This is a genomic window from Polaromonas aquatica (assembly GCF_042659145.1).
Lineage (GTDB): Bacteria > Pseudomonadota > Gammaproteobacteria > Burkholderiales > Burkholderiaceae_C > Polaromonas > Polaromonas aquatica.
On sequence record NZ_JBHSRS010000013.1, the window covers coordinates 361,008 to 376,302 of the forward strand.

Annotated in this window: 13 protein-coding genes; 7 read left to right on the forward strand and 6 right to left on the reverse strand. The window is 58.8% G+C overall.

From position 1 onward, the window contains the following. The first annotated feature begins 5 nt into the window (after window positions 1–5). On the forward strand, window positions 6–3,854 hold the full coding sequence (gene hrpA, locus ACFQND_RS05860; RefSeq protein ID WP_371435768.1) for an ATP-dependent RNA helicase HrpA: 3,849 nt from the start codon (window positions 6–8) through the stop codon (window positions 3,852–3,854). Between the two features lie 68 nt (window positions 3,855–3,922). Here the strand turns inward: hrpA and ACFQND_RS05865 are convergent, their stop codons facing one another. The 6 genes from ACFQND_RS05865 to lptF form a co-directional block, all read right to left on the reverse strand. Next, window positions 3,923–4,081, reverse strand: a complete 159-nt coding sequence (locus ACFQND_RS05865; RefSeq protein WP_371435721.1) for a DUF3309 family protein — start codon at window positions 4,079–4,081, stop codon at window positions 3,923–3,925. 102 nt (window positions 4,082–4,183) lie between these two features. Continuing rightward, the gene (locus ACFQND_RS05870; RefSeq protein WP_371435722.1) at window positions 4,184–5,359 is read right to left on the reverse strand and encodes a pyridoxal phosphate-dependent aminotransferase; all 1,176 of its coding nucleotides are present in this window, start codon (window positions 5,357–5,359) and stop codon (window positions 4,184–4,186) included. Window positions 5,360–5,381: 22 nt separating this feature from the next. After that, window positions 5,382–6,326 (reverse strand): CysB family HTH-type transcriptional regulator, encoded by a 945-nt coding sequence (locus ACFQND_RS05875; protein ID WP_371435723.1) that lies wholly within the window; start codon window positions 6,324–6,326, stop codon window positions 5,382–5,384. A gap of 89 nt (window positions 6,327–6,415) precedes the next feature. Beyond that, a complete protein-coding gene (locus ACFQND_RS05880) occupies window positions 6,416–6,775 on the reverse strand; it encodes a sirohydrochlorin chelatase (protein WP_371435724.1) in 360 nt (119 codons plus the stop codon). 4 nt (window positions 6,776–6,779) lie between these two features. Beyond that, a complete protein-coding gene (lptG, locus tag ACFQND_RS05885; RefSeq protein WP_371435725.1) occupies window positions 6,780–7,928 on the reverse strand; it encodes an LPS export ABC transporter permease LptG in 1,149 nt (382 codons plus the stop codon). Beyond that, the gene (gene lptF, locus ACFQND_RS05890) at window positions 7,925–9,052 is read right to left on the reverse strand and encodes an LPS export ABC transporter permease LptF (RefSeq protein ID WP_371435726.1); all 1,128 of its coding nucleotides are present in this window, start codon (window positions 9,050–9,052) and stop codon (window positions 7,925–7,927) included. Before lptF ends, lptG begins: the two co-directional genes overlap by 4 nt. Before the next feature lie 61 nt (window positions 9,053–9,113). On the opposite strand from lptF, the gene ACFQND_RS05895 reads away from it, so the two are divergent. From ACFQND_RS05895 to ACFQND_RS05920, 6 genes are all read left to right on the forward strand, one after another. After that, window positions 9,114–10,658 carry a leucyl aminopeptidase gene (locus tag ACFQND_RS05895; RefSeq protein WP_371435727.1) on the forward strand — a complete coding sequence of 515 codons (1,545 nt, stop codon included), beginning with the start codon at window positions 9,114–9,116 and terminating at the stop codon, window positions 10,656–10,658. Next, window positions 10,655–11,092 (forward strand): DNA polymerase III subunit chi, encoded by a 438-nt coding sequence (locus ACFQND_RS05900; RefSeq protein ID WP_371435728.1) that lies wholly within the window; start codon window positions 10,655–10,657, stop codon window positions 11,090–11,092. The genes ACFQND_RS05895 and ACFQND_RS05900 overlap by 4 nt, the downstream gene beginning before the upstream one ends. Next, a complete protein-coding gene (locus ACFQND_RS05905) occupies window positions 11,089–11,409 on the forward strand; it encodes a hypothetical protein (RefSeq protein WP_371435729.1) in 321 nt (106 codons plus the stop codon). The genes ACFQND_RS05900 and ACFQND_RS05905 overlap by 4 nt, the downstream gene beginning before the upstream one ends. A 246-nt stretch (window positions 11,410–11,655) precedes the next feature. Beyond that, on the forward strand, window positions 11,656–12,786 hold the full coding sequence (locus ACFQND_RS05910; RefSeq protein WP_371435730.1) for a branched-chain amino acid ABC transporter substrate-binding protein: 1,131 nt from the start codon (window positions 11,656–11,658) through the stop codon (window positions 12,784–12,786). A 252-nt stretch (window positions 12,787–13,038) separates the two neighbouring features. Then, window positions 13,039–13,800, forward strand: a complete 762-nt coding sequence (locus tag ACFQND_RS05915) for a slipin family protein (protein WP_371435731.1) — start codon at window positions 13,039–13,041, stop codon at window positions 13,798–13,800. 417 nt (window positions 13,801–14,217) lie between these two features. Beyond that, complete coding sequence (locus tag ACFQND_RS05920) at window positions 14,218–15,276, forward strand: BKACE family enzyme (RefSeq protein WP_371435732.1); 1,059 nt, start codon at window positions 14,218–14,220, stop codon at window positions 15,274–15,276. Window positions 15,277–15,295: the final 19 nt, after the last annotated feature.

Genomic DNA, 15,295 nt, shown 5'->3' on the forward strand with positions numbered 1-15,295 from the left:
AGATCATGGCCGCCATGCAGGCGCACCAGGTCGTCATTGTTTGCGGTGAAACCGGCTCGGGCAAAACCACCCAGTTGCCGAAAATCGCCCTGGCCATGGGGCGCGGCAAGCTCAATTACCCGGCGGGCGAACGCGGACGGCTGATCGGCCACACCCAGCCGCGGCGTATTGCGGCGTCCAGCGTGGCCAAACGCATCGCCGAAGAGCTCAAAACCCCGCTGGGCGACGTGGTGGGCTACAAGGTGCGTTTCCAGGACCGGCTGAGCCGCGACGCCTCCGTCAAGCTCATGACCGACGGTATCCTTCTGGCCGAGACGCAGACCGATCCGCAGCTCTTGGCCTATGACACCATCATCATTGACGAGGCGCACGAGCGCAGCCTGAACATCGACTTTTTGCTGGGCTACCTGCGCCAGTTGCTGCCGCGCCGGCCGGACCTGAAGGTCGTGATCACGTCGGCGACGATTGATGCGCAGCGGTTTGCGGATTATTTTGCGTCAAGCAAAGGGCTGGCGCCGGTCATCATGGTGTCTGGCCGCATGTTTCCGGTGGAGCAGCGCTATCGGCCATATGAGGAATCCCGTGATTACGACCTGAATGATGCGATTGCAGATGCGGTCGATGAACTCTGGCTGAGCCCGCACAGTGCTGGCGATATCCTGGTTTTTCTGCCTGGTGAGCGCGAGATTCGCGAAGCCGCTGACCACCTGCGCAAACACCTTGCACACCAGCCGCTGAACCGCAATGCCGAAGTGCTGCCGCTGTTTGCACGCCTTTCCCAGGCCGAGCAGGACCGCATTTTTGACGGCCACAGCGGCCGCCGTATTGTGCTGGCCACCAATGTGGCCGAAACCTCGCTCACAGTGCCGGGCATACGTTACGTCATTGACGCAGGTACGGCGCGCGTGAAGCGCTACAGTTTCAGGAGCAAGGTGGAGCAGCTCATGGTCGAGCCTGTGTCGCAGGCGGCGGCCAACCAGCGCGCCGGACGCTGCGGCCGGGTCGCCGACGGTATCTGCATACGCCTGTACGACGAGCAGGACTTCAATGGGCGTTCGCGTTTTACCGACCCCGAAATCCTGCGCAGCTCGCTGGCTTCCGTGATCCTGCGCATGAAGTCGCTGCACCTCGGTACGATCGAAAGCTTTGCCTTCATCGAGCCACCGCAGGGCCGCGCCATCGCAGACGGCTACCAGTTGCTGGCCGAACTCGGTGCAGTGGACGATGACAATGAACTGACGCCGGTAGGCCGCACGCTGGCCAAGCTGCCGCTGGACCCGCGCGTGGGCCGCATGATCCTGGAGGCCAAGGACCGGCAGGCACTGGATGAGGTGCTGGTGATTGCCAGCGCCCTGAGCGTGCAGGACGTGCGCGACCGGCCCATGGACAAGCAGGCGCAGGCCGACCAGCAGCATGCCAAGTTTGACGACGAGAAAAGCGAATTCAGCAGTTACCTGAAGTTGTGGAAGTGGCTAGGGGACTCGCGTGGCGGCCATGATGCCGTTCACAAGCTGACCAACCGCCAGTACGAAAACCTGCTGCGCGAAAACTTTGTCAATATCCGCCGGGTGCGCGAATGGCGCGACATCCACTCGCAGTTGCACAGTGTTGTCGGCGAACAGGGCTGGCACCTGAACGACAAACCCGCCAGCTACGAGCAACTGCACCTGTCCATGCTCTGCGGTTTGCTTGGCAATATCGGCTGCAAAAGCGATGAGGAAGACTGGTACCTGGGTGCACGCGGCATCAAGTTTTACCGTCACCCGGGCGCCAAACTCAGCAAGAAACCGGGCCGCTGGATTGTGGCGGCCGAGCTGGTCGAGACCACACGCTTGTTCGGCCGCGGCATCGCCAACATTGAGCCGCAATGGATAGAGCAGGTCGCCGGCCATCTGCTGAAAAAACAGTTGCTCGACCCGCACTGGGAGAAAAAGGCCGCGCAGGTCACGGCGCTGGAGCGCGCCACCTTGTATGGCCTGGCGATCTACAACGGGCGACGCGTCAACTTTGGCAGGGTCGATCCGGTCGCGGCGCGCGAGGTCTTTATCCGTGAAGCGCTGGTGGCCGGCAACTGGGACACCAAGCTGCCATTCCTCGCCGCCAACGAGAAAATGATCAAGCAGGTGATGGATCTGGAACACAAGGCGCGCCGCCAGGATGTGCTGGTGGACGAAGAACTGATCTACGCCTTTTACGACCAGCAACTGCCCGCCGATGTTTGCAGTGGCGCGAGCTGTGAGCACTGGTACAGGGAAGAAGTCAAAAAGCAGCCCAGACTTTTGCTGCTGAGCCGTGAAGAACTGATGCGGCATGAAGCCGCCGGCATCACCACACAGGCCTTCCCCAGAACGCTGAGGCTGGGCGGCGTGGACTGCCTCGTCACCTACCTCCACGAGCCCGGTGATGCAAAGGACGGCATGACGGTTGATGTGCCTTTGTTTGCACTGAACCAGGTCAACGAAGAACGCTGCGAGTGGCTGGTGCCCGGCATGCTCAAGGACAAGGTGCAGGCGCTGATCAAAACGCTGCACCAGCGTCCGCGTTCACGGCTGGTGCCATTGCCCGAGACGGCAACGCGCATGGCTGGCCTGCTGAACGATCCCCAGGTGTTCGGCAGCGGCTCGCTGACGGATGCCGTGCTCAAGCTGGTGCGCGATGCCACCTCGCTGGACATCAAGCGCGGCGACATGAAGCTGGACATGCTGCCGCCGCACCTGTTCATGAACTTTCGTGTGGTGGACGAACACGGTCGGCAGCTTGGCATGGGCCGCAACCTCGGCGGCCTCAAGGGCGAGCTGGGCGCGCAGGCGCGAGGTGCATTCCAGGCGCTTGCCGGACTTAAAAACCTGGCTGTTTCTGCGCCGCCAAACCCTGAAAATACCAGTTTTTCGTCAAATTCAGGACAAAAAAGGCCTCTGGCCCAGGTAGAAAGCGCGCGCCCAGCTATTAAAACAGTAGCACCTGACGCAGTAAAAACACCTCAGCGGTACACGAACTGGAGCTTTGGCGAGTTGCCCGAGCTAATGGAAATCCGCAAGGGTGCGCAAACGCTGATCGGCTTTCCGGCCTTGATCGACCTGGACGATGCTGTGACCATAGAGGTGTTCGACGAACCCGACGTGGCAGCGGCCAAACACCGGGCCGGCCTGCGGCGGCTGTTTTCGCTGCAGATCAGGGACGCGCTCAAGTACCTCGAAAAAAACCTGCCCGATCTGCAGAAAATGGCGACAGCCTACATGCTGGTTGGCCGCGCAGCCGACAACTCCGGCGGCGGTACGCTGGAAGAGCTGCGCGGGCAGATTTTAGAAGTGGCGCTGGACCGTGCCTTTTTGCTTGACCCTTTACCGACGACCGAGACCGAATTCAAAAAACGGGTGGACGACGGGCGCGGCCGCCTGACCTTGATTGCGACTGAGGTGGCGCGCCTGGCAGCGGGCATCCTGCTTGAGTTTGCAGTGGCCCAGCGCAAGATCAAGGACACTAAAAATGCCACTGAGGCCGCAGCCGATGCGGCCCAGCAGCTGCAGCGGCTGGTGCCAAAACGCTTTTTAACCGCCACGCCTTACGGCCAGTTGCAACACTTCCCGCGCTACCTCAAGGCGATCACTGCGCGGCTGGAGAAATGGCGGACCGATCCGGCCCGCGATACCGCACGCATGGCGGAACTCAAGCCGCTGGAGCAGCGTTATTGGCGCCTGCTGGCAGAACGCAAAGGTGCGACAGATGCACGCATGCAGGAGTTCCGCTGGTTGCTGGAGGAGTTGCGCGTGAGCTTTTTTGCGCAGGAGCTGCGTACACCGCAGCCGGTCAGCGTGAAACGGCTGGAAAAGGCCTGGGCCCAACTCAACAGCTAAGCCCAGACCTTTCAATGAAGATTAGATAACTGAGCGGTTGATGTCAGGCTTTTGAAGTGGTGCGGGATTTAAATACGGCCCATCAGAAGCAGGACAACCAGGATGAGGACGATCAGGCCCACACCACCGCTTGGGCCATAACCCCAGCTACGGCTGTGGCCCCAGGTCGGCAGGGCACCAACCAGGATAAGGATAAGAACGATAAGCAGGATGAGCGAGAGAGACATAAAAACACTCCTTGTGGTCTGCCTTTATTCTTGCCGGGAACGGGGCAGAAGCAGCTAGGTACAAGGCCCGCTCAACCGTCAGCAAATGACGACAGCGATGGACTACAGCTTTGCCAGCCGCTCGATGGCCGCATTCAGTGTTTCATCTTTCTTCGCAAAACAAAAGCGCACCACGCGCTGGTCAAAACCATCGCCGTAAAACGCCGATAGCGGAATCGCAGCCACGCCGATCTCGCTTGTCAGCCATTTGCAGAAATCGGCTTCGCCCAGGTCGCTGACCTCTGAAATGTCCGCGCACTGGAAATAACTGCCTTCGCTGGGCAGCAGCTTGAAGCGTGTTTTGGCCAGTCCGCTACGGAACAGGTCGCGCTTGCGCTGGTAAAAAGCCGGCAGCTCAAGATAGGGCCGTGCGTCAAGCATGTAGCTGGCCAGTCCGTACTGCACCGGCGTGTTGACGGTGAATACATTGAACTGGTGCACCTTGCGGAATTCTGCTGTCAGGGCGGCGGGGGCCGCTACATAGCCGACCTTCCAGCCCGTGACGTGGTAGGTCTTGCCGAAGCTGCTGACAATGAAGGCGCGCGCCGCAAGACCGGGGAAACGGACTGCGCTCTGGTGTGTCTGGCCCTTGTCGGCATCAAACACCATGTGTTCGTACACCTCGTCGCTGATCAGCAGCACGTCGGTTGGTGCCAGGATGTCCTGCAGGCTGAGCATGTCGGCCTCTGTCCACACCGTGGCGCTGGGGTTGTGTGGCGAGTTGATCAGTATGGCGCGGGTTTTTGGTGAGATGGCGGCACTGATCTTGTCAAAGTCGGGGCGGAAGGTGCCGGGTGTGAGGGGAACGCGAACTACCACGCCGCCAGCCAGTTCGATGTTGGGCACATAGCTGTCGTAGCAGGGTTCCAGCACGATCACTTCGTCGCCCGGATGCACCACGGCGAGGATGGCCGTGATGATGGCCTGTGTGGCGCCTGCCGTCACGGTGATTTCCGTGTTGGCGTTGTAGCTGCGGCCATACAGCTTGTGCAGCTTGGCGGAAATCGCTTCGCGCAACACCGGCACACCGGCCATGGGCGGGTACTGGTTGAGGCCGCTGGTCATGGCATCCGTGACGGCGTTGACCAGTTTCGGGTCGCACTCGAAGTCAGGAAAGCCCTGACCCAGGTTGACGGCATTTTTTTCCGATGCCAGCGTGGACATCACTGTAAAGATGGTGGTGCCGACAGCTGGCAATTTGGTTTGCAGTTGCGGCGTACGCTCAATGACTGTGCTCATGGTTTCGAATGTTTTCCGGGTTTTACACTTCGTAGTCGCTGATGTGGCCTGACATGACTTTTTCGATCAGGCTGCGGTTCAGCTTGTCGCCGAGCAGTTCCGCAAATGTATAGACAAAATTGCGCAGGTATGCGCTGCGTTTGAAGGCCACGCGCGCAATGTTGACGCCGAATAGTGGGCCAGCCGGGATGGCCAGCAGGTCGCTGTTGGTGCCATCATCCTTGATGGCCATTTCTGCAACGATCCCCACGCCCAGGCCCAGGCGCACATAGGTTTTGATGACGTCCGAATCGATGGCTTCCAGAGCGATCCGCGGCTCCAGGCGTTTGGCTGCAAAAGCCTGGTCAATCTTGGTACGGCCCGTGAAAGACGGGTGGTAGGTGATCAGGGGTTCGGCGGCCAGGTCTTCCAGCGTGATGTTTTCCTTGCTTGCCAGCGGATGAGCCAGCGGCAACACCAGAACGTGCTGCCACTCGTAGCAGGGCAGGGTCACGAGTTCGGCGTACTGGGTCAGCGATTCGGTGGCAATGCCGATTTCAGCGACTTCATCAATCACCATTTTGGCGACCTGGTCGGGTGAGCCCTGGTGCAGGCTGACATTGACTTTGGGGAAGGCCTCGCGCAATTTGGCAACCGGTTGCGGCAACACGTAGCGGGCCTGCGTATGGGTAGTGGCGATCGACAGGGTGCCGCTGTCCTGCGCCGAGAACTGCTCGCCGATACGCCGCAGGTTGCCGACCTCGCGCATGATGACATCTATGCTTTTGAGGACATGGTCGCCGGGCTCGGTGACGCGTTTCAGCCGTTTTCCGTGACGGGCAAAAATCTCAACGCCAAGTTCTTCTTCCAGCTCGATGATGGCTTTGGAAACGCCCGGTTGGGAGGTGTGCAGGGCTCGGGCGGTTTCGGTGAGGTTGAGGTTGCGGCGGACCGCTTCCTGAACAAAGCGGAATTGATGAAGGTTCATATCGAATCCAGACTAATTATTGATTTTATTATGCCTGAAATGCGCTAAGAGTGCGCTGCAGCTGGCCGCTTCGCGCCGATACGAAAGAATCAGGAAAGCGCTATATCCGCCATCAGTAAGGTCAGCGCGGGGTATTCACCCGCAGTGGGGAGGAGCTCAACTTCCACGCCAGGATGTGCAGCCCGGATATTTTCGACCAGCACAGGCAAGTCCTCGCGCGCATGCCGGCCTACACCAAGAAAAAGGGGGAAAACCCTTAAACGGCGGGCGCCGCCAGCTATTAAATCAATAGCGGCTTGGGCCATCGTCGGGGTGCAAAGCTCCAGGTAGGCGCAACGTACCTGCGTCGCCGGCTGGCGCTGCCGGATCTGCGATGCCACGGCTTCAATCGGCAGGCGCCATTGCGGGTCACGCGAGCCATGGGCGAGAAGAATAATGCCGGTGATCATGAATTCAGCGCCTTAGCACCAGCCAGCCAAAGGTCCCCAGGGAAATCGCCATGTAAAGCAGTCCGGGTGTTGCCGCTGCTACCCATGGCTGCCATTTCTGCAGGTTGCCGACATAGCCAAAAACGTTGTTGAGCAAAAAGAAGCTGATGCCTATCATCACGCCGGCAAACACATAGGTGGCAATGCCGCCCGATCGAAAGTGCAGGTAGGCAAAGGGCAGGGCCAATATCACCATGACCAGGCAACTGAGCGGGTAAAAGACCTTTTTCCAGAACTCGATTTCATAACGCTGGGCCGTCTGGCCATTGGCATTCAGGTGGCGAATGTAGTTAAAAAGGTCGACTGTGCTCATGCGTTCCGGCTTGAGAAGCGCGACTGACACCATCTCCTGCGTGATTTCTGTAGGCCAACGGAAGCTTTCCAGCGTATTGCGGGTCACGCCGGCAGCCTGCTTGCCAGGGCCTGGAGGCAGGGCTTTTCCCGTCGGTATGTCGAATTCGGTGCGTGTGGCATTTGCCAAAATCCAGGAGTCATCCTCCCCAAATGTGGCTACTGCTGCCTGGGTCGTGGAGACAACCAGGCCCTTGTTGTCAAACTCAAAAATCTGCACGCCCTGCATTTCGTTGCGGGTCGACAGGGTTTTGACGTTGGCAACATAGGTGTTGTAGGCCTGTTTTTCCTTTAGCCAGGCGCCGGTTTGCCCCACCGTGATGGCGCTTTGGTAACGCGCCTTGAGCAGCTGTGCCGCCCGTTCGCTGACCGGCGCCAAATAGTCCCCCACCAGAAAGCTCAGGACCACAAAAGAGGCACCCAGGCCGAGCAGCAATTTCAGGGCCCGCCATGGGTCCAGTCCGCTGGTGCGCAGGATGGTGTATTCCGAGCTCTGGGCAAGCCTGGCCATGACAAAAATGGTCCCTATCAGCACGGAGATGGGCAGCAGTTCGTACAGATGGTTGGGCACCAGTAGCAGTACATAAAGCAGCGCATGCCTGATCTGGTAAATGTCGTTTGCAGTCGGCAAGCCATTGTTCTTGCCAAGGTATTGCAGTTCGTCGACCAGGTCAAAAAAGAAAAACAGGGCCAGGAAACCCAGTGCCACCATCGCAATCGAGGCCAGCACTTCGCCGTAAATCAGGCGACGAATGGTTTTCATGACGATGCCTCGCCTGGTGTTGCCCCGGCTGGCCGGCGCGAAGAGCGCAATGCTGCCCGCAAGGTCCAGTTGTTATGGCGTTTGGCCAGCCAGGCGATTCCAAGAAGGAAGACACCGCCATGCAGCAGCACCAACAGGGGCCCGAAGCCGATGGAGCCACCAAAAACCCAGCTTTGCCCCAGGTTGATGAGGTTGTTGTAAACCAGAAATGTCAGCACCACAAAAATCATGTTCCCGCTGCGTCCGCCCCGCGGGTTGACGCTGGCCAGCGCAACGGCCAGCACCACAAAGTTGATCGCCGCCAGCGCCAGCCCGATCCGCCAGGCCAGCTCGCTGACATTTGCACGGGTCGGAGCCTTGATCAAAGCGGGGATGGACAGCAGCTTGGCGTCCGGTTCGCTGGTATCGAGCTGGGCAGAATCGCCCGTCTTGGTGCCATATTCCTCGAAGTCGCTGACCTTCAGCGCTGACTTGCCTATTTCGTTTTCAAGCCGTTGTCCTTTTTCAAGGATCAGCATCTGGCTGTCGCCGGTGGTCTCTATCCGGCCGGAGCGTGCAGTCGTGACCGAGCTTTTGCCCCTTTCATTTGCAGCGATGAAGACATTGCTGCTCGATTTTTGGTCGACGGAGGCATCCCGGTCTATGAAAAAAACCCGGCTGCCGCTGGAGGATTCCTGGAATTGCCCGGGCGCTACGCGGTCCAGGTCGCTGCGGCCGCCGTAGCGCTCCTGCATGTCCTTGGTCTGCTGGTTGGTCCAGGGCCAGACAAAAAGGGACATCAGGGCGATGATCAGCAAAACCGGCCATGAGAAGCGGAGCATCGGCCTTAAAAAGCCCGCAAGTCCCTGGCCACTGGTGAACCATACGGCCATTTCACTGTCGCGGTACATGCGTGTCAGGGTGCTCACCATGGAAATGAAAAGCGAAAGTGTCAGGATGGTGGGCAGGCGACCCAGCGTGGAATAGGCCATGAACAGCATCACATCCTGAGGACTGATGACGCCGCGGGACGCCTGGCCGAGCGTGCGGATCAGCACAATGGTCAGGACGATGGTGATAAGAACTACCAGCGTAGCCCCGAAGCTGCGGGCGAGCTCTCTGCGAATCGAAGATTGGAATAACATTGACTGAAAATCGCTTTTGGCTTTTTACTTTATTTATTTCTGATCGGCCAGACCTTCAATTATGGACTTTGAACTCAAAACATTGACCCGCGCCCGTGTTTGCACTGAAAAATGTGATGCGCTGGTGGTGCTCATTTCGCAGGAGGCCTTGGCGCAGGGTGCTGGCGATGACCCGGTATCGCAACTCGCGGCGCTGGCGGTCAAGTCTGGTGACTTTGAAGCAAAGCCGGGCAAGCTGCTGGCCGGCTACCGTACGGTGGGCATTGCGGCCACCCGCCTGGTGTTGGCGGGGGTAGGCGACGGCAGTCCGAAAAACGTGCGAACCGCCGTGACGGCCGCCATGAATGGACTCAAAAACGGCAATATCAGGCGCGTTGTCCTCAGCCTGGCCGCTTTGAATGAGCCTTCCGTGGAAGTCGTGCGGGCTGCGGTGGTGGCTTGTGGTGATGCAGGCTATGCCTACACCCTGACCAAATCGAAGGCCGCGACCGCTGCACTGGAGCGTGTGGTGCTGGCCGTTACCGACGGATCAAGGGCTCAGGCGGGCTTTGACAAAGGGGTCGGGCTTGCCAAGGGCATTGCGTTGGCCAGGGAATGGGGAAATCGCCCGGCCAACCACGCCACGCCGATCCTGCTTGCGGGGGCTGCGAAGGAACTGGGCAAGCTGCCGAAGGTCAAGGCCGATGTTCTAGGTCCCAAAGAGGTCGCAAAGCTGGGCATGGGATCGTTCATGGCCGTGGCTCAGGGCTCCGTAGAGCCCTTGCGTTTTATCGTGCTGCGCTATGACGGCGCCGCAAAAGCGGCAGCGCCTGTGGTGCTGGTGGGCAAGGGCATTACCTTTGACACGGGCGGCATCTCCATCAAGCCGGCAGGGGAAATGGATGAAATGAAGTTTGACATGTGCGGCGCCGCCAGCGTGCTGGGCACTTTCAGGGCTCTGGCCGAGTTGAAACCCGCGATCAACGTGATCGGCTTGATCCCGGCCTGTGAAAACATGCCGGATGGTCATGCCATCAAGCCGGGGGACGTCGTTACCAGCATGAGCGGCCAGACCATAGAGATCCTCAATACCGATGCAGAAGGGCGTCTGGTGTTGTGTGATGCCCTGACTTATGCCGAACGCTTCAAGCCGCAGGCCGTGATTGATATCGCAACCTTGACGGGCGCCTGCGTGGTGGCACTGGGAGGCGTGCGCAGCGGCATGTTCAGCAGTGATGATGCGCTTGCCAAAGCGCTTTCGGATGCCGGTGAATCATCGCTCGACCTGTGCTGGCGCCTGCCGCTTGACGAAGACTATGCGGAAGGGCTGAAAACAAATTTTGCCGATGTTGCAAATGTTGCGGGCCGCGCGGGCGGCGCCATCACGGCCGCAAAATTTTTGCAGCGTTTTACAGCCAAATTTCCATGGGCGCATCTGGACATTGCCGGTACGGCCTGGAAAAGCGGTGCGGCCAAAGGTGCGACCGGCCGGCCCGTGGCACTACTGGTGGACTATCTGCTGGGCCAGGCCACGCCGATCGCAAAAACGAAGGCAAAACAGGCCGGTAAGGCGGCTACCGGGGCCAGGCCAGTGCGCAAGCCCGCCTCAAAACCTCGCGCGGCATGACAGAAATTGAATTTCATTTCAATGTGCCCGACAAACTGCTGTACGGCTGCCGTTTGCTGCGCAAGGTTCACCGCAACGGCATCAAGGCGGTTGTGATGGCAGAGCCAGGCCTCCTGGGCGAGCTTGATCAGCTGTTATGGCAGTTTTCCCCGACCGAATTTGTGCCGCATTGCCTGGCCACTGCGAGTGCCCACAGCCTGGCGGCCACGCCGCTGCTGCTCGCGGAGCGGCTGGACGGCTGCCCGCCGGACAGTGTATTGATTAACCTGGGGCAGACCATCCCAGGCGACTTTGAACGGTTTGAGCGCTTCATTGAGGTTGTGTCGGGCCATGATGAAGACCGGCTGCTGGGACGTGGCCGCTGGAAGCATTACAAGGACAGGGGTTACGCGCTCAAACAGCATGATCTCGCGGCCAATCGGGAGTCCGCATGAGCAGTGCTTCCGTCCCGCCGCGTTTTGTACCGACACTGACCGAGGTTGTGCAACCGGGGCAGGTGCCGGGCTTCCTGGCGCCCGAAGCGCCCAAGCCAGCGTCCATGAGCCAGCTCGAAGACCAGGTGGTGCATCGCGTCATGCAGCGTGTGGACCTGGTACTGGAGCGGCGCCTGAGGGAAGCGGTGGGGCAACTGATCCTGACCCATACCCAGGCCCTGGGCCCGCGCCTGCGCGAGGAAATTGAACTGGTGGTGCGCGAGTCGGTCAGCCAGGCCGTGGCGCAAGAGTTGCCAGCCCACCCGGCCCGGGAATAACGGTTGGCTGCTGGGCCGCCCGGGGTTGACGGTTCCCATCTCGGGGTGTTCGTACGGCTCCGGTTACTAATTGTTTAGTGCACTAATCCGCCTGGCCCGACTACCTCCCGGGTAAACCCGCTTAGCCACATTGAACTAGGGACGTTGCTATGGTGCGGGCGCGAAAATTGCGATATGTTCTCGCCCGTAGAGTAAAAAAATCTGCTCTTCATCCTTAACGATAATTTCCTAACCGGAGGTGTTTTTATGCAAATGAAACTAAAACTGACAGTTGTGGCCGCTCTTGCTACCTTGAGTGGCCTGGCTGCAGCACAGGACACGGTCGTCAAAATCGGCCATGTCGCACCTCTGTCGGGCTCGCAGGCCCACTACGGGAAAGACAATGAAAACGGCGTGCGCATGGCCATTGAAGACCTCAACGCGCAAAACATTGTTATCGGCGGTAAAAAGATCAAGTTTGAAATCGTTGCTGAAGATGATGCGGCTGATCCAAAACAGGGCACAGCCGCGGCACAGAAACTGTGCGACTCCAAGGTCGCCGGCGTGGTCGGCCACCTGAACTCCGGCACCACCATTCCTGCGTCCAAGGTATACAACGATTGCGGCATCCCCCATGTCACGGGCGCTGCAACCAACCCGAACCTGACCAAGCCGGGTTACAAAACCACTTACCGCATCATTGCCAATGACAACGCTTTGGGCGCCGGACTGGCTTTTTACGCGGCAGACGCGCTGAAACTGAAGAAAGTCGCCATCATCGACGACCGTACGGCCTATGGTCAGGGTGTTGCCGAAGTGTTCAAGAAGACTGCCCTGGCAAAAGGCATGACCGTGGTGGACGAGCAGTTCACGACGGACAAGGCCACCGACTTCATGGCCATCCTGACGGCCATCAAGGCCAAAAATCCGGACGCGATTTTCTACGGCGGCATGGACCCGCAGGCCGGCCCCATGCTGCGCCAGATGGAGCAGCTTGGAATGAACAACGTCAAATACTTCGGTGGTGACGGCATCTGTACGGCTGAAGTCGCCAAACTGGCTGCAGGCGCCAAGACCCTCGGTAATGTTGTTTGTGCTGAAGGTGGCGCGTCACTGGCCAAAATGCCTGGCGGCGAAGCCTGGAAAAAGCGTTACGACGCAAAGTACCCCAACCAGTTTCAGGTTTACAGCCCCTATACCTATGACGCGACTTTTGTCCTGGTTGATGCCATGAAGCGTGCCAACTCGACCGACCCGAAGGTCTATACCCCCGAGCTGATCAAGACCAACTTCAAGGGCGTGACCACTACCATTGCGTTTGAGCCGAATGGCGAACTGAAAAACCCGGCGATCACCTTGTACGTGTACAAGGACGGCAAAAAGTCTCCTCTGAACTAAGCAGGCCCGACTAAAAATGTAAAAAGCCACCATAAGGTGGCTTTTTTTTACGTTCATTCACGTGAGGGCGTGTCCCCTTGCTGCGTGCAAATCCGATCGCACTGCGGTTCGTTCCGCTCCCCTGAGGCAACCCCTTGGCAGGAGCGAAAACAGCACGTTCGCGGTGGTTACTCCCGCCTGCGCGCAATTGGGAATAGGATGAGGGCAGGGCGTCCGACCATGACAGACCCGGTGACCCTAAAGGAGATACAAATGAATATCGAACTCCACTGGATTGCCAGCGGGATTATTCTGCTCCTCGTCATTATTTTTGCTTGCAGTGCGATACGTATTTTCCGCGAGTACGAGCGTGGCGTTGTCTTTACCCTCGGGCGGTTTCAGCAGGTCAAGGGGCCGGGCCTGGTCATCATCATCCCCCTTATCCAGCAGGTTGTTCGGGTGGATTTGCGTACGGTGGTGCTTGAGGTTCCGACCCAGGACGTGATCTCGCGCGACAACGTGTCGGTAAAAGTCAGCGCCGTCGTCTATCTTCAGGTTGTAGATCCGCAAAAGGCCATCATCCAGGTTGTTGACTATCTCAACGCAACCAGCCAGCTTGCGCAAACCATGCTGAGATCCGTTTTGGGCAAGCACCAGCTTGACGACATGCTGGCCGAACGCGAGAGGCTGAACATGGACATCCAGCAGGCGCTTGATGCGCAAACGGACTCCTGGGGCATCAAGGTTGCCAATGTCGAGATCAAGCAGGTCGACCTGACAGAGTCCATGATCCGGGCGATTGCCCGCCAGGCAGAAGCAGAACGCGAGCGGCGCGCCAAGGTGATACACGCCGAGGGGGAACTGCAGGCCTCCGAAAAGCTGTTCCAAGCAGCGAAGATACTGGCGCAGCAACCCCAGGCCATACAGTTGCGCTACCTGGAAACGCTGACAGTCATAGGTGCGGACAAGAATACGACCATCGTCTTTCCGCTTCCCCTGGACCTGCTGGCGCCGTTTCTTGAGAAATTGAAATAAGGCATCGATGGCACCAGGATGCAGCTCTGACCAGTAGCCGTCCCGGTAATTCGTTCATTGCGCCAAGGTCTTTCAGGTCCTTGCTTGCCTTTGTCGCGAATGGACGTTTGCATAAACACAGTCTCTGCAGGAATGTGTGGACAGGTTCTAGGCCTGCGTCCCCGGTACTCCGGGCAACCGCCAGGCCATTGGCGGTCAGCGCAATAACGCCAAGCATTAAAGCCTTTTCCCGGACTCACATAGTCCGTCTCCAAAACGGCTAGCTGCTGTCATGAAAAGCCAAGTCCAAGGCATGGAATGTTAAGTGGTCCATGGTGCAAAGCCAGATGATTCTCTCCTCGCCACAAATGAATCCTCAAGTTTTTGGCCTCGCTCGACATTCTCAATATTCACATTTCAACCTGGAGACCCATCACCATGAACTTCCTTGACGGCCACCTCTATCCCGAGAACCAGCAGCCTCTGATCATTACGGCCGCTCCCTATGCGCCGGGCTGGATTCCCTCAGACTTTCCGGAAGATATCCCCATCACCATGGAAGAGCAGATCCAGAAGGCGGTGGATTGCTACGAAGCCGGTGCCACAGTGCTGCATCTGCATGTGCGTGAAGCCGATGGCAAGGGCAGCAAGCGCCTGTCCATGTTCAATGAGCTGATCGCCGGGGTGCGCAAGGCTGTGCCCGACATGGTGATCCAGGTGGGTGGCTCCATCAGCTTCGCACCCGAAGATGATGGCTCGGCCGCCAAGTGGTTGAGCGACGACACGCGCCACATGCTGGCCGAACTCACGCCGACACCCGACCAGGTGACTGTCACCGTCAACACGACGCAGATGAATGTGACGGAGCATGCGGGCGAAGATGATTTCCGTGGCGTTTCGCGCGGATTCCCTCACCTTTATTCCACCTACAAGGACATGATCGTGCCCTCGAACCCCAGCTGGGCCGAAGAGCATATCCGCCGCCTGAGCGCAGCCGGCATCCAGAGCGCCTTCCAGTGCTACAACATCAACAGCTTTGAAACGATAGAGCGGATGATTCGCCGCGGCGTCTACAAAGGCCCACTGGTGATGAACTGGGTTGCCATCAGCGGCGGCATGGACCAGGCAAACATCTACAACCTGGCCAACTTCCTGCGCGCTGCGCCCGATAACGCCGTGATCACGGTGGAAAGCTCGGTGCTCAACGTGCTGCCCATCAACATGATCGGCATGGCCCTGGGTCTGCATGTGCGCTGCGGCATTGAAGACGTGCTTTGGAACCAGACCCGCACGGGCAAGGCCAGCTCCGTCGATCAGATCAAGCAATTGGTGCGTATTGCCGGCGAATTTGGTCGTCCGATTGCGACAGGAAAGCAGGCTCGCGAGATTCTGAAGATTGGTGTCTTCTACGAAACGGCGGACCAGACGCTTCAGGAAAATGGTTTTGCGCCCAACCGTAAGGGAGGCAACCAGGGCTTCCTGCGCAAGCCGAACTGAAGCCACCGCGTTGATACAT

What these genes read in the sequence shown, in the direction of transcription:
- lptG (WP_371435725.1), bottom strand. Translation starts at nt 7,928, where the DNA reads ATGAAAACCATTCGTCGCCTGATTTACGGCGAAGTGCTGGCCTCGATT.
- ACFQND_RS05895 (WP_371435727.1), top strand. Translation starts at nt 9,114, where the DNA reads ATGGACTTTGAACTCAAAACATTGACCCGCGCCCGTGTTTGCACTGAA.
- ACFQND_RS05875 (WP_371435723.1), bottom strand. Translation starts at nt 6,326, where the DNA reads ATGAACCTTCATCAATTCCGCTTTGTTCAGGAAGCGGTCCGCCGCAAC.
- ACFQND_RS05905 (WP_371435729.1), top strand. Translation starts at nt 11,089, where the DNA reads ATGAGCAGTGCTTCCGTCCCGCCGCGTTTTGTACCGACACTGACCGAG.
- hrpA (WP_371435768.1), top strand. Translation starts at nt 6, where the DNA reads ATGGCCGCCATGCAGGCGCACCAGGTCGTCATTGTTTGCGGTGAAACC.
- ACFQND_RS05915 (WP_371435731.1), top strand. Translation starts at nt 13,039, where the DNA reads ATGAATATCGAACTCCACTGGATTGCCAGCGGGATTATTCTGCTCCTC.
- ACFQND_RS05865 (WP_371435721.1), bottom strand. Translation starts at nt 4,081, where the DNA reads ATGTCTCTCTCGCTCATCCTGCTTATCGTTCTTATCCTTATCCTGGTT.
- ACFQND_RS05900 (WP_371435728.1), top strand. Translation starts at nt 10,655, where the DNA reads ATGACAGAAATTGAATTTCATTTCAATGTGCCCGACAAACTGCTGTAC.
- ACFQND_RS05910 (WP_371435730.1), top strand. Translation starts at nt 11,656, where the DNA reads ATGCAAATGAAACTAAAACTGACAGTTGTGGCCGCTCTTGCTACCTTG.
- ACFQND_RS05880 (WP_371435724.1), bottom strand. Translation starts at nt 6,775, where the DNA reads ATGATCACCGGCATTATTCTTCTCGCCCATGGCTCGCGTGACCCGCAA.
- ACFQND_RS05870 (WP_371435722.1), bottom strand. Translation starts at nt 5,359, where the DNA reads ATGAGCACAGTCATTGAGCGTACGCCGCAACTGCAAACCAAATTGCCA.
- lptF (WP_371435726.1), bottom strand. Translation starts at nt 9,052, where the DNA reads ATGTTATTCCAATCTTCGATTCGCAGAGAGCTCGCCCGCAGCTTCGGG.
- ACFQND_RS05920 (WP_371435732.1), top strand. Translation starts at nt 14,218, where the DNA reads ATGAACTTCCTTGACGGCCACCTCTATCCCGAGAACCAGCAGCCTCTG.